General features: G+C 60.0%; 10 protein-coding genes and 1 pseudogene. 5 read left to right on the forward strand and 6 right to left on the reverse strand.

The window, feature by feature from the left end; translation table 11 throughout:
• Positions 1–108 precede the first annotated feature (108 nt).
• The 3 genes and pseudogenes from AB4O41_RS09895 to aqpZ all read left to right on the forward strand — a co-directional run bounded on the left by AB4O41_RS09895 (position 109) and on the right by aqpZ (position 2195).
• Positions 109–594 (forward strand): GNAT family N-acetyltransferase, encoded by a 486-nt coding sequence (locus AB4O41_RS09895; RefSeq protein ID WP_460147558.1) that lies wholly within the window; start codon positions 109–111, stop codon positions 592–594.
• An 18-nt stretch (positions 595–612) separates the two neighbouring features.
• The gene (locus AB4O41_RS09900) at positions 613–1218 is read left to right on the forward strand and encodes a pyridoxamine 5'-phosphate oxidase family protein (RefSeq protein ID WP_460147560.1); all 606 of its coding nucleotides are present in this window, start codon (positions 613–615) and stop codon (positions 1216–1218) included.
• A gap of 279 nt (positions 1219–1497) precedes the next feature.
• Positions 1498–2195: pseudogene (gene aqpZ, locus AB4O41_RS09905) on the forward strand (aquaporin Z).
• A 20-nt stretch (positions 2196–2215) separates the two neighbouring features.
• On the opposite strand, the gene AB4O41_RS09910 reads toward aqpZ, so the two are convergent.
• A complete protein-coding gene (locus AB4O41_RS09910) occupies positions 2216–3340 on the reverse strand; it encodes a GNAT family N-acetyltransferase (RefSeq protein ID WP_460147562.1) in 1125 nt (374 codons plus the stop codon).
• A 278-nt stretch (positions 3341–3618) separates the two neighbouring features.
• Here AB4O41_RS09910 and AB4O41_RS09915 point away from each other — a divergent pair, with 278 nt between their 5' ends.
• A complete protein-coding gene (locus AB4O41_RS09915; protein WP_460147563.1) occupies positions 3619–4941 on the forward strand; it encodes a putative porin in 1323 nt (440 codons plus the stop codon).
• Between the two features lie 131 nt (positions 4942–5072).
• Here AB4O41_RS09915 and AB4O41_RS09920 read toward each other — a convergent pair whose 3' ends face one another.
• The 5 genes from AB4O41_RS09920 to aceK form a co-directional block, all read right to left on the reverse strand.
• On the reverse strand, positions 5073–5309 hold the full coding sequence (locus AB4O41_RS09920; protein ID WP_007934080.1) for an anti-sigma factor family protein: 237 nt from the start codon (positions 5307–5309) through the stop codon (positions 5073–5075).
• The gene (locus AB4O41_RS09925; protein ID WP_460147565.1) at positions 5303–5917 is read right to left on the reverse strand and encodes an RNA polymerase sigma factor; all 615 of its coding nucleotides are present in this window, start codon (positions 5915–5917) and stop codon (positions 5303–5305) included. Before AB4O41_RS09925 ends, AB4O41_RS09920 begins: the two co-directional genes overlap by 7 nt.
• Positions 5918–6079: 162 nt before the next feature.
• Complete coding sequence (locus tag AB4O41_RS09930; RefSeq protein WP_460147567.1) at positions 6080–7201, reverse strand: beta-ketoacyl-ACP synthase III; 1122 nt, start codon at positions 7199–7201, stop codon at positions 6080–6082.
• 309 nt (positions 7202–7510) lie between these two features.
• The gene (gene hrpA, locus AB4O41_RS09935) at positions 7511–11422 is read right to left on the reverse strand and encodes an ATP-dependent RNA helicase HrpA (protein WP_460147569.1); all 3912 of its coding nucleotides are present in this window, start codon (positions 11420–11422) and stop codon (positions 7511–7513) included.
• Between the two features lie 185 nt (positions 11423–11607).
• A complete protein-coding gene (gene aceK, locus AB4O41_RS09940; protein ID WP_460147571.1) occupies positions 11608–13329 on the reverse strand; it encodes a bifunctional isocitrate dehydrogenase kinase/phosphatase in 1722 nt (573 codons plus the stop codon).
• 129 nt (positions 13330–13458) lie between these two features.
• Here aceK and AB4O41_RS09945 point away from each other — a divergent pair, with 129 nt between their 5' ends.
• Positions 13459–14370 carry a DMT family transporter gene (locus tag AB4O41_RS09945; RefSeq protein ID WP_460147573.1) on the forward strand — a complete coding sequence of 304 codons (912 nt, stop codon included), beginning with the start codon at positions 13459–13461 and terminating at the stop codon, positions 14368–14370.
• Positions 14371–14447: the final 77 nt, after the last annotated feature.

Consider the following 14447-nt stretch of genomic DNA (forward strand, 5'->3'; position numbering starts at 1 on the left):
CCTTAGTCGTCTGGCGAAAAGCCAAATCGACAACCGAAATAAAAATAATCCATGGGTGCAAATTCGCTAGAATCCGAGGCTCATTTCCGTTGGAAAAAGGACACTCCAGTGACTGCCCGACTCGTGCCTTACGAAAACCTGAACGCCCTGCAGCGCCAACAGGTCGAGGCTATCGAAATCCACGCCGAACAAGTCAAATTCTCCGGCGACATTCACGGTGCGTTGCACACCTTGCTGTCCAAGCCTGGCCCTGGCGTCAAAGGCTTTGCGCTACTGGTGGAGGATGCTCCGGTGGCTTTCCTGCTGCTCAAGCGCCCGCCGGTGCTACCGGCCTGGGCCGATGAACACAGCGCCACCCTGCACGCCCTGCAAGTCGATCGCCGCGCCCAGGGCAAAGGCTATGGCAAAGCCTGCCTGCAAGCCCTGCCCGAGGTTGCGCGCCAGGCCTGGCCGGAAATCAAAGGACTGGAGTTGTCGGTGGATGCGGACAATGAGTCGGCCATCGCGCTGTATGCCAAGTTTGGCTTTGTCGACAGCGGCGAAGCGTACAAAGGCCGGATCGGTTACGAACGGCGGATGGGGCTGGTTTTCTGATTCGTAGAGGGATGAACGATGTTGAATTCAATCGAAGCGCTGGAAGCGATCTACGGCCTGCCCCATGACCGCGCGGTGCGCAAGCAGATCCCGTTTCTGAACGAGGACTATCAAGCGATGGTCCGCGCCTCGCCACTGGTGATTATCAGCTCGGTCGGCCCCGACGGCATGGACGGCTCGCCACGCGGCGATACGCCGGGTTTCGTGCGGATCATCGATGAACGCACGCTGGCGATTCCGGATCGACCGGGCAACAACCGCATCGACACGCTGCGCAATGTCGTGCTCGACTCGCGGGTATCGCTACTGTTCATCATTCCGGGGATCGGCGAGACATTACGGGTCAACGGCACGGCGCAGATCAGCGCCGAGCCCGAGTTGCTGGAGAGTTTTGCAGTCAACGGCAAACCGGCACGCACGGTGATGCTGGTGACGGTGGAAGCGGCGTATTTCCACTGTTCGAAAGCGATTGTGCGCTCGGATTTGTGGAACCCGCAGAAACACCTCGAACGCTCTGCGCTGCCGACTGCCGGGGCGTTTCACAAGCGCCTGAACGATGGGCAGTTCGATGCCGAGGCGTATGACCGGGAAGCACCGGTGAGAGTGCGGGACAGTCTCTACTGAGCACCTGACACCACCATTCAATGTGGGAGCGGGCTTGCTCGCGAAAGGGCCATCACACTCAACATCAATGTTGGATGACAGACTGCCTTCGCGAGCAAGCCCGCTCCCACATTAGATCGGCGAACCGCCACAGCCCTTTCAAACACAGGCTCTGGCGGTTTTTATGGTTACTGGAATTTCGTAAAAACCCTGCTGTACTCAGCCAGGGTACTGGAGATGGTTCTGTAGTCCATCTGCTGGATGCACAACGACAGTGTTATCTCGACAGGGAAATTCGCTATGTCTTTGTTCAAACGCTCGGCTACAGAATTGGTGGGGACGTTCTGGTTGGTGTTAGGGGGTGCGGCAGTGCGGTCCTGGCGGCGGCGTTTCCAGACGTGGGGATCGGTTTGCTGGGGGTGTCCCTGGCATTCGGCTTGACGGTGCTGACGATGGCCTTCGCTATCGGCCACATTTCGGGCTGCCATCTCAACCCCGCGGTTTCGGTCGGGCTGGTGGTCGGCGGACGATTCCCTGCCAAAGAACTGCCCGCCTACATCATCGCCCAAGTGATTGGCGCGATCATCGCAGCGGCTCTGCTGTACTTCATCGCCAGCGGAAAACCCGGCTTCGAACTGGCCAGCGGCCTTGCATCCAATGGCTACGGCGAACACTCGCCCGGCGGCTACTCGATGGCGGCGGGGTTTGTCAGTGAACTGGTGATGACCGCAATGTTCATCCTGATCATTCTCGGCGCCACCGACAAACGCGCCCCGGCCGGACTGGCGCCCATCGCCATCGGCCTGGCGCTGACCCTGATCCACCTGATCTCGATTCCGGTCACCAACACCTCGGTCAACCCGGCCCGCAGTACGGGCCCGGCGCTGATTGTCGGGGGTTGGGCGATTCAACAACTGTGGCTGTTCTGGCTGGCGCCGATTCTGGGTGCGGTCATCGGCGGCGTGATGTATCGCTGGCTCGGTAAAGAGGACAGCTAACAAGGGAGATAACGCGAAGATCAGCCTTGTCGGTAGGGCAAGGCGGTCTTCGCTTCTTCTGCATAGCCCATGACTCCGACCCGCTCACGCTCAAGGAAGTCTTTCACCGCCGACTTCAAGCCCGGGTGGCGCAGGTAATGCCAGGAATGGGTGATCACCGGCTCAAAGCCGCGAATCAACTTGTGCTCGCCCTGAGCCCCAGCGTCGAAACGTTGAAAACCATTGGCAATCGCGTAATCCATGCCCTGATAGAAACAGGTCTCGAAATGCAGGCGATCGAACTCCGCCAGGCAGCCCCAGTAACGACCATAAAAACTGTCGCCACCGACCAGACTGAAGGCCATGGCCACCGGTCGTGAGCCTTGTTTAGCCAAAACCACACGAATCGATTCCGGCATGCGCTCGGCCAGCAGACTGAAAAACTCCCGCGTCAGGTACGGCGTTTGTCGACGCACCGCGTAGGTATTGGCATAGCAGGCATACACAAAGTCCCACTGCGCCTGATCCAGTTGTCGTCCTTCCAGCCATTCGAAATCGATGCCCTGCCCCGCCACTTGCTCACGCTCCTTGCGCATTTGCTTGCGCTTACGCGAACTGAGGGCGTCGAGGAAGTCCTGAAAATCCCGATAACCGCGGTTCTGCCAGTGGTACTGACAGCCAATGCGCTGCAACCAGCCTGGCTGTTCGGCCAATGCCGCGTTGGTGAATGGATCGGTAAAGTTGATATGGGCGCTGGAAAGTCCTTCGATCTCCAGATAACCCGGCAGGCTCTGCAGGAGCTCGAAACCGTCCTCGATCGTCGCCGCCAGCAATCGCGGCCCGCTGACCGGGCTGAACGGCACCGCCGTCAACAACTTGGGGTAGTAGTCGATGCCGGCACGCTCACAGGCATCGGCCCAGGCGTGGTCGAACACGTACTCGCCGTAGGAATGCCATTTGCGGTAACTGGGCAACGCTGCGATCAGGCGATCGCCTTCGATATGCAGCAAATGCTCGGGCTGCCAGCCGGAATGCGGGCCGAGGCTGCCGCTGTCTTCCAGTGCACTCAGAAAGGCATGGCGCAAAAACGGCTGATTTTCCGGCACTAGGGCGTCCCAGGTACGGGATGCGATTTCCGACAGTGTGTGCAGACGTTGCAGCGGCATTTTCCTCTCCACCTCTTGGCGTGACAGCCCCGCGAGTATCGCCGATCGCCGGGTAATCCACACGCGTCAATCCGATGCAAGGCTCTGAATCGGGCATTTCGTAAACCTTTGTATCGTCATCGACCTGCCATCACTTTGCCACTGCCCTGTCATAAACCATCGCGATACTGGCGCCTGTTTTTAGAGCGCCGGGTTCTACCCGGCCACTGTTTTCCGACCTTCAACCGTCGGTTGTGTCCAGGGTGGTTCAGCCATCCCTCTCATCTTCGGAGATTGCTATGCGTCTTGCTTCCACGAAAACTGCGGCGGCCTTGTGCGGTGGCCTGTTGCTGGCCATGAGTGTTCCGGCCAGTGCCGCAGTCGACGCCAAACTGCTCGACATGCTCAAGGCTAACGGTTCTATTTCCCAGGCGCAGTACGTTGAACTCCAAACCGAACTGGCCAAGGATCAGAAGGCCCAGCAAATCGCGCAGCAGGCGCAGCAAGAGACCAACGAACAAGTAGCGGTCGCCGCGAAGAAAGCCAACGAGCTGAGCGCCTTCGACCAGAAACTGGCCTGGGCCGCCAAGACCCAATTCAAGGGCGACGTTCGCGTGCGCCAGGAAACGGTCAAGATCGACGGCGAACCCAACAACGGTGGCCGCGACAAGGACCGTCAACGCATCCGTGCCCGTCTGGGTGCCTACAGCGAAATCAACCCGCAAGTGGACACCGGCATCCGCATCGCCACCGGTGGCGGCGACGATGCTCGTTCGACCAACCAGGACATGGACAATTACTTCGACAAGAAGCAGATCTGGCTGGATCTGGGCTACATCGACTACCACCCGGACGCCATCAAAAACCTGCATGTGATCGGCGGCAAGATGCTGCAACCGTGGGTCAGCATGGGGGATGTGATCTGGGACAGCGACATCAACCCGGAAGGTCTGGCAGTGACCTACAAATACCCGCTGGGCAGCAGCGCCGAACTGTTCGGTAGCCTGGGCAACTACAACCTCAAGGACAACGTCGACGGCGAAGGCGTGCAATTTCGTCACGACTTGCGTCTGACCGCAGGCCAGTTGGGCAGCCGTTTCGCCATCACCGACAACCTGAAACTGACTATCGGCGGCAGCGTCTATGCCTACCAGAACGACGAAGACAGCCGTTGCACCGGCACATCCACGCCGTGCGCCCTGGCCGTCAACGGCAACTCGGCCGACAACGAGTTCCGCCTGTACGAAGGTTTCAGCCAGATCGATATCGGCGGCCTGCCGATGCCGCTGTCGTTCTACGGCCAATACGTGAAGAACAACGACGCCGTGACCGATCAGGACACCGCCTGGTTGCTCGGTGCCAAGTCGAAAGTCTTCGGTTTCAACCTCGACTACAACTACCGCGACGTGCAGCGTAACGCCGTGGTCGGCGCCTTCACCGACTCGGACTTCGCCAACGGCACCACCGGTTCTCGCGGTCACAAGCTCAAGGTTGGTTACGACATCGACAAGAACTTCGCTATCGGTGCCACTTACTTCCTGACCAAAGCCGACTTCGCCAGCCGTACCCAGCGCGATGCCGACGCCAACACGCTGCAACTGGACGCGGAAGCGAAGTTCTAAGCAGCGAAGCAACACACTTCAAACGATACGCTTTACATCCGGTCGTATCGTTTGAAGAGGTTCAACAGTCTGGCGCGGGGCAACGATCCCCATCATCCGTTCGTTTCACCCGCGCCGGCCTGTGTTTTCCTTCAGGAACGATCTTTACGCCGCTGCGCCGCCAGCCGCTCGGCCAGCGCCTCGACATCCTCGACCGGCTTCTGCGGCATCACCCGCAAGGTCGCCTGCATCAAGCGCATCTGCCGAATGAACCGTCGGCAATTGGGGCAAAACATCAAATGATGCCGCATCATCAGTCGCTCGCGAAAACTCAACTGGCCATCGAGATAATCACTGGAACGCGCCACTTGTTCCTTGCAGGTCAACATTCGCCGGTTTCCTCAAAATGCTCCACGGTCGCAAAGACCTTCAACCGTGCCCGATGCAGCAGCACACGAACATTGGAGAGCGAGATCTCCAGAAGATTACAGATCTCCTCCAGCTCCAATCCCTGTCGCTCGCGCAACAATAAAACACTGCTTTGCAGTTCTGACAGGCTGAGCAACGTGTGTTCCAGGCATTCGCGCAGTTCGTCTTCGGTCAATAGCGCCTCTGGCGTGTCTTGATGCCAAACGTACGGCGCCACCAGCCAATGACCATCACTGGGTGAAAAACGATCGTCATCAATCGTGCCATGAGGCGACGGCAGGTCATCGAGCAGTACTTCCCGGCGGTTCTGCTTGTAGCGGCTCTTGGCCGAATTGGCGGTGATGGTCAGCAGCCAGGTCTTGAGGCTCGAACGCCCCTCGAACCCGCCGAGATTGCGCACCACTGACAGCCAGGCATCCTGTACCACCTCGTCGGCATGTCGGTTGCCGACAATGGCATAGGCCACCGCGCGCATGGCGCTTTGGTAGGAGCTGACCAGTTCCTTGAAAGCCTTCTGCTCGCCTGCCAGCAAGCGTTCGAGCAACAGGGTGTCGTCAGCTGCGGCCATGCAAACCTCGTTTCAGAACCATCGGTATTGTGGCGAGGGGCTTGCCCCAACGTCAGTGTAGGAGCCAGGCTTGCCGGCGAAGGCGCCCTGAAGAACGCCTTCGCCGGCAAGCCTGGCTCCTACGAAAAGCGGGGCAGGCCCCCTCGCCACGATCAGGCGAACTCAGCGCTTGCGCAGAATCACGCTACCTATCGAGTAGCCAGCGCCGAACGAGCTGAGCACAGCCAGCGAACCACTGACCAGATCGTCCTGATTTTTGTGAAACGCAATCACCGAACCGGCGGAACTGGTGTTGGCATAGGTGTCGAGAATCACCGGGGCTTCTTCCTCGGTGGCTTCGCGGCCCAGCAGCTTCTTGACGATCAAGTGGTTCATGCTGAGGTTGGCCTGATGCAGCCAGAAACGCTTCACGTCGCTGACGTTGAGCTGGTTTTCTTCCAGGTGCGTGGCGATCAGCTCGGCGACCATCGGGCAGACATCGCGGAACACCTTGCGGCCTTCCTGGACGAACAGCTTGTCGGGAGCACCGATACCCTCTTCCGCGGCGCGGTTGAGGAAACCGAAGTTGTTGCGGATGTTGTTGGAGAATTTGGTCAGCAGTTTGGTGCTGACCACGTCGAACTGATACTTGGACGTCGCGAGATCGGCACGTTCGATGATCACCGCCGTGGCGGCGTCGCCGAAGATGAAGTGGCTGTCGCGGTCACGGAAATTCAGGTGGCCGGTGCAGACTTCCGGGTTGACCATCAGGATCGCCCGGGCCTGGCCCAGTTGCACGCTATTGGCCGCAGCCTGGATGCCGAAGGTCGCCGAGGAGCAGGCGACGTTCATGTCGAAACCGAAACCCTGAATGCCCAGTGCTTCCTGAACTTCGATGGCGATGGCTGGGTAGGCGCGTTGCAGGTTGGAGCAGGCGACAATCACACCGTCGATGTCAGCGGCGGTTTTGCCGGCACGCTGCAAGGCTTGTTCGGCCGCACCGATGGCCATCTGGCAAAGCACCGACCACTCGTCGTTGGAACGCTCTGGCAGGCGTGGTGCCATGCGCTGCGGATCGAGAATGCCGTCCTTGTCCATGACAAAGCGGCTTTTGATGCCAGACGCTTTTTCGATAAACGCCGCGTTGGATTCGGTCAATGCCTGGACTTCGCCGCGCGCGATGGCTTCGGCGTTGTCGGCGTTGAACAGCGCGACGTAAGCGTTGAAAGACTGCACCAGCTCTTCGTTGGAGATGCTGTTGGCCGGGGTGTACAGGCCGGTGCCGCTGATGACGACGTTATGCATGGTCGTTTCTCTAATCCGTTCAGGCAGAAAGCGCTGGCACCGACGTACCAACACACAAAGGGTCTATCCCAGGTCCAGACGCAAACCTGGCATCGCTTTATTCCGATCCGCCCGGCCCGTGAAGGCTCAAAACCGCGGGGCTGGCGTTTATAGGCGCGAAGTTTGCCATAAACGCTGGCATTTGGCGCCTTTTGCAAGAGCAACGATTCACTTAATGTGGGAGCGAGCCTGCTCGCGATGGCGGCCAAATATTCAACATAGATGTCGAATATGATGGCCTCATCGCGAGCAGGCTCGCTCCCACAGGGGTTATGGTTCGACCTGGCTCCACTGCTTATTCAGGCGCTTGTCGGAGATCGGTACCTTGGTCCCCAATTGCTGCGCGAACAGCGAGACCCGGTATTCCTCCAGCCACCAGCGATAGAGTTCCAGCTGCGGATCGCGCTTGCCTTCCTGGGCGTGTTTGTTGGCGCGGGTCTGGTATTGCGTCCAGAGGCCGGACAATTCACCGCTCCAGACCCGATCTTTCTGCACCTGAGCGCCGAGCTTTTCGAAACGTTGCTCGACAGCCTTGAGGTAACGCGGCAGTTCCTTGAGCCACGGCATCGGCGTTTCGCGCACGAACCCCGGATACACCAGATGGCTGAGCTGCTGCTTGATGTCGTTCAAGGCCACGGCTTGCGCCAGGTCTATCTTGCCCTTGAAGCGTTTTTGCAGGCCATGCCAGAGCTTGAGAATCTCCAGCGTCAGCTTGGCCAACCGCTCGGCGTGCTCGGTCCAGCCGCCGCGTTTGCGCTCGGCCAGCGACGCCAGCCCGGCGCCATCGCGCGGCAATGAGTCTTCGCCGTCGAGGATGCAGCTGTCGAGACTGGCCAGCAGGATGTCTTCGACCAGCGCGTCGATGCGCCCCAGTTCGCGATACATCAGGCCCAACTCGGTCAGCCCCGGCAACTTGCCGCGCAGGAACTTCGCCGGTTCCGCCAGTTGCTGCATCAGCAAGCGCTGCAAGGCCCGGCGATGCTGGAACTCGGCTTCGGCCGGGGTCGAGAATCGACCTTCCTTGACTGTCCCGCCCTCTTCCACCAGCGCCGGATACACCGTCATCGATAGCCCGGCGATTTTCTGCTGGGTTTTCTCAGCCACGGCGGCAAAGACTTTCGGCTCTACCGGTTGTTGGCTCTTCGCCGTTTGCGGCACCGCCAACGCAGCCTGGCTGGCCTCGGCAAAGCGTGCGGTCAGCTCGGCCAAGTCACGGCCTTCGCCGAGGAACTTGCCCTGACCGTCGACGATTTCCAGGTTCATCCGCAAATGGCTTTCGACCTGCTGCGAGGCTTCGGACCAGGCTTCATCGCTGACCCGTGCACCGGTCATGCGCAGCAACTCGCGGCCCAGCGCCAGAGGCAACGAGCCCTCGGCAAACGTGATGCGCTGCAATGCAGCTTTGACGAAGTCCGGCACCGGCACGAAATTCTTGCGCAGGGCCTTGGGCAGGTTGCGCACCAACGCAATGCACTTGGCCTCGATCACGCCCGGCACCAGCCATTCCAGACGCTCCGGCGGCAGCATCGGCAACAACGGCGCCGGCACCCGCAAGGTCACGCCATCACGCGGATGGTTGGGCTCGAAGTGATAACTCAGCGCCAGTTCCAGATCGCCGATGTGCAGGGTGTCCGGATAATGCGCGGCGGTGACTTCGCTGGCTTCGCGGGCCAGCACGTCTTCTTCGCGCATGATCAGCAGCTGTGGGTCTTTCTGACTGTTGACCCGGTACCAACTGTCGAAAGTCGCGGTCTGGTGGATCTCTGCCGGCAACCGCGCATCGTAGAAGGCGAACAGGGTTTCTTCATCGGCGAGGATGTCGCGGCGGCGCGCCTTGGCTTCCAGTTCGTCGAGCTGTTCCAACAACTGTGCATTGGCAGACAAACACTTGGCTTTGGATTGAATCTCGCCGCGCACCAGACCTTCGCGAATAAAAAATTCACGAGACACCACCGGGTCGATCGGCCCGTAGTGCACTGGCCGCCGTCCGACCACGATCAGCCCGAAGAGGGTGATTTGCTCGAAGGCGACAACCTGACCGCGTTTCTTCTCCCAGTGGGGTTCGAAGTGATTTTTCTTGATCAGGTGCCCGGCCAGCGGCTCGATCCAGTCAGCGTCGATCTTGGCGACCATCCGCGCGTAAAGCTTGGTGGTTTCCACCAGTTCGGCGGTCATCAGCCATTGCGGACGTTTCTTGCCGATACCCGACGAGGGGTGTATCCAGAAACGTCGCTGACGGGCGCCGAGATAGTCGCCATCCTCGGTCTTCTGGCCGATCTGACTAAGCAGCCCCACCAGAACCGCTTTGTGCAGTTTCGGGTAATCCGCCGGCTCTTTGTTGAGGCTCAACTGCATGTCGCGACAGATCAGGCTCAACTGACGATGGGAGTCGCGCCACTCGCGCAGGCGCAGGTAATTCAGAAAATTCTTGCGGCACCAGTTGCGCAGCGGACTGGCCGTCAGGGCCTGGCGCTGCTCTTCAAAACCACGCCATAGATTAACCAGCCCGGCGAAGTCCGAGTCCACGTCTTTCCACTGGGCGTGGGCTTGATCGGCGGCTTGCTGACGCTCCGGCGGACGTTCGCGCGGGTCCTGAATCGACATGGCGCTGGCGACGATCAGCACTTCCTGCAAGCTGCCAAGTTTCGCCGCTTCCAGCAGCATGCGGCCCATGCGCGGGTCCACCGGCAACCGCGCCAGTTGGCGACCAAGCGGCGTCAGCTGACTGTTGCGGTCCACCGCCGAGAGTTCTTGCAGCAGGTTGAAGCCGTCGCTGATCGCTTTGCCGTCAGGCGGCTCGATAAACGGGAAATCGGTGATCTCGCCGAGGCGCAGATGGAGCATCTGCAGAATGACTGCTGCGAGGTTGGTCCGCAGGATTTCCGGGTCGGTAAATTCCGGGCGGCCGATGAAATCTTCTTCGCTGTAGAGGCGGATACAAATGCCCGGTTCGACCCGTCCGCAACGGCCTTTGCGCTGGTTGGCGCTGGCCTGGGAAACCGCTTCGATGGGCAGGCGCTGAACCTTGGCGCGGTAGCTGTAGCGGCTGATGCGCGCGGTGCCGCTGTCGATCACGTAACGAATGCCCGGCACCGTCAGCGAGGTTTCCGCGACGTTGGTCGCCAGTACCACGCGACGCCCAGGGTGGGACTGGAAAATCCGCTGCTGCTCGGCCGGCGACAGCCGCGCGTACAACGGCAGAATCTCGGTGTGTTTGAGTTGGGCCTTGCGCAGCATGTCGGCGGCGTCGCGAATCTCGCGCTCGCCGGGCAGGAACACCAGCACGTCGCCGGGGCTCTTGCGCTCACTGCGTTCGAACGCGGCGATCTCGTCAAGGGTGGCGAGGATCGCCTGATCCACGGTCAAGTCATCCTCGACACGGTTGCCCTCCTCGTCCTGCTCCAGGGTCAGCGGGCGATACCAGGTTTCTACCGGGAAGGTACGGCCGGAGACCTCGACAATCGGCGCATCATCGAAGTGCTTGGAAAAACGCTCCAGGTCGATGGTCGCCGAAGTAATGATGACTTTCAGGTCCGGACGACGCGGCAGCAGGGTTTTCAGGTAACCGAGCAAGAAGTCGATGTTCAGGCTGCGTTCGTGGGCTTCGTCGACGATGATCGTGTCGTAGCGTTCGAGGTAGCGGTCGTTCTGTGTTTCCGCCAGCAGGATGCCGTCGGTCATCAGTTTGATCAGGGTGTTGAAATCGCTCTGATCCTCGAACCGCACCTGATAGCCGACCAGCGCGCCCAACGGCGTCGCCAATTCTTCAGCAACCCGGCTCGCTACGCTGCGCGCGGCGATTCGACGGGGCTGGGTGTGGCCGATCAGTCCGTGCTGGCCGCGACCGATTTCCAGGCAGATCTTCGGCAACTGGGTGGTTTTACCCGACCCGGTTTCGCCGGCAATGATCAGCACCTGATGCTTGAGCAGCGCCTCTTTGATTTCGTCGCGCTTGGCGGCGATTGGCAAACTGTCGTCGTAACGAATCACCGGCAGGCTGGCGCGCCGCGCCAACACCTGATCGCAAGACGCCTGCGTGCGCGTCACCCACTGGGCCAGTTTGGCCTCGTCCGGTTTCTTGCGCAGCTCAAGCAACTGCCGCCGCAGCCGGTGGCGGTCGGCGAGCATGGCGTGATCGAGGTTTTTCAGCAGTTTGTCGATTGAAGGCGATTCGTCAGTCATCAGGTACGCAAAAGTCGTCTAGTGGCGCAGGGGGCGGATTGTCGCAGATTTGCGCCCCCATGTGATCGTTCCCACACGCAGCAAAGGAATGCAGCAAGGGACGCTCTGCGTCCCAAGAGCGGACGCGGAGCGTCCGGGGAGGCATTCCCACGCGGAGCGTGGGAACGATCAGTGTCAGGTGTGGGCTACTCGTTATCGAGGCCTTTGCGCCGATACGGAAACACATCAATCACCTTCCCCGCCCGAATAGCCTCCTGCAAACTCTTCCAGTAATCAGCGTTGTACAACTCGCCATGCAACTGATCGAACAACTTTCGTTGCCCCGAATCGGCAAACAGAAACGGTGGAAACTCCTCGGGGAATACATCCAGTGGCCCGATCGAGTACCACGGTTCGGAGGCCATTTCGTCTTCCGGTGTACGCGGTTGCGGAATGTGGCGGAAATTGGCTTCGGTCAGGAAACAAATCTCGTCGTAGTCATAAAACACCACACGACCGTGACGGGTGACGCCAAAGTTTTTCAGCAGCATGTCGCCGGGAAAAATGTTCGCCGCCGCCAGTTGCTTGATCGCCAGACCGTAATCCTCCAGCGCCTCGCGCACCTGCGCGTCGTTGGCGTGTTCCAGATAGAGGTTCAACGGCGTCATCCGGCGTTCGGTCCAGCAGTGGCGGATCAGCACCGTATCGTCCTCCACCGAGACCGTGGACGCGGCCACGTCGAGCAATTCCTCCAGGCATGCCGGCTCGAATTTGCTCAACGGGAAACGGAAGTCGGCGAACTCCTGGGTGTCGGCCATCCGCCCGACCCGGTCGACGCTTTTCACCAGGCGATACTTCTCGATCACCGTGGCGCGGTCGACGTTTTTCGAGGGTGAGAAACGGTCCTTGATGATTTTGAAAACGGTGTTGAAGCCCGGCAAGGTAAACACGCTCATGACCATCCCGCGCACGCCGGGGGCCATGATGAACTGATCATCGGTGTTGGCCAGGTGATTGATCAGCGCCCGATAGAACTCGGACTTGCCATGTTTGTAGAAGCCGATCGAGGTATACAGCTCGGCGATGTGCTTGCCCGGCAGGATGCGTTTGAGAAAGCCGATGAATTCCGCCGGCACCGGCACATCGACCATGAAGTACGAACGGGTGAAGGAGAAGATGATCGACACCTCCGCCTCGTCGGTGATCAGCGCATCGATCTGGATGCCCCGGCCTTCGCGGTGCAGCAGCGGAATTACCAGCGGCCATTGCTCGTCGGGGGTGTAGATGCGCCCCACCAGATAGGCACCCTTGTTGCGGTAAAGCACCGAGGAAAACAGCTCGACACTCAGTTCCGGATCCTTGCAGACCCAGTCCGGCAGGTTCTCGCGCAATTGCGCTTCGAGGCGACGCAGGTCGCCGGGCAGGTCGGCGTAATCTTCGCTGAAGCGGTAGTCGGCAAAAATGCTCGTGAGCATGCCGGACAACTGCCCCTGCGGCTTGTAGGTGCGGGTTTGCGCGGCCCGGGCCCGGCGCAGGCTTGGCCGAGTCGTGTGGATGAACATGCAGCCGTCGCTGATCAGGTCGTGGCTGAACAGCCCGCAGAAAATCGAGTTGTACCAGGTCTCGGACAGTTCATCGTCGAAGCGCAGGTCGATCAGGCTGATGTAAGCGCTTTTGACCAGCGGCCAGTTGCTGACGTCCATCAGCACATCGGTCGCGAACGACGCATGCAAGCGTGCGACCGTTTCGCCGACCTTTTCTTCGTAGAGGTTGATTCGCGCCGCCGACGCGACTTGCGTCTCCTGCCATTGAGCCTGCTCGAAGCGAGCTCGGGCGCCGTCGGTGATCTGACGGAAATGCTCGCGGTAATCGTCAAAGCCATCGAGGATCATTCGGGCGATGTCGGCGGCTGGCCATTGCTGCGGCATAGGTAAAACCTCGGCGGCTGTTCTTGTCGTTGGAGCCTGAGCTTAGTGGCCCTGTATGACGCAACGCAACCATTGCCTTGCGCCCTGACTGGCGCGACACTTGCGCGCCAATCAAGGAAGGAAAGTGCTGTGAACCCCGTCGATATCCTGCGTATGTTGTCGCTTGCCGCCATTTGGGGGGCGAGCTTTCTGTTCATGCGCGTGATTGCCCCAGTGATTGGCACAATCCCCACCGCTTTTTTTCGCGTATCGATTGCCGCCGTCGGGCTGCTGGTGATCCTTGGGCTGATGCGCATCAGCTGGGATTTCAAAGGCAAACTCAAGACGGTGATGCTGCTCGGGATGATCAACTCGGGGATTCCAGCAACCCTCTATTGCGTTGCCGCCCAAGTGCTGCCGGCCGGTTATTCGGCAATTTTCAACGCCACCACGCCTTTGATGGGGGTGTTGATTGGCGGGCTGTTCTTCCATGAAAAGCTCACCGCCGCCAAGTTGGGCGGAGTATTTCTCGGCCTGTTAGGCGTCGGCATCCTCACCCGGGCCGGGCCGGTGGCGTTCAACATGGAACTGCTGATGGGCGCACTCGCGTGCCTGATGGCCACCACCTGCTATGGCTTTGCCGGGTTCCTCGCCCGGCGCTGGCTCGACCATGCCGGCGGCCTCGACAGTCGCCTTTCGGCGCTGGGCAGCATGCTCGGCGCGACGTTGTTGTTGCTGCCGCTGTTTGGCTACAGCGTGATCAGCCAGCCACCGGCGAGCTGGGGCGGCTGGAGTGTCTGGTTGTCGTTGCTGGGGTTGGGTTTGGTATGCACGGCCTTTGCCTACATTATTTACTTCCGTTTGCTCAGCTCGATCGGCCCGGTGAAGTCGATGACCGTGACCTTCATGATCCCGCCGTTCGGCGTGTTGTGGGGGGCACTGTTGCTGGATGAGCCGCTGTCGATGGCGCATCTTTATGGCGGGGTGTTGATTGCGGTGGCGTTGTGGCTGGTGTTGAAGCCGGCGGTGGTGAAGACGGCTGAGGTGGTTGCCAGGTGGTGATGTGGTATTGCTGATGACGCCTTCGCGGGCAAGCCTCGCTCCTACAGTGGAAATGCATTCCCCCGGTAGGAGCTGCC

It is taken from the genome of Pseudomonas sp. S2_A02, assembly GCF_054668495.1.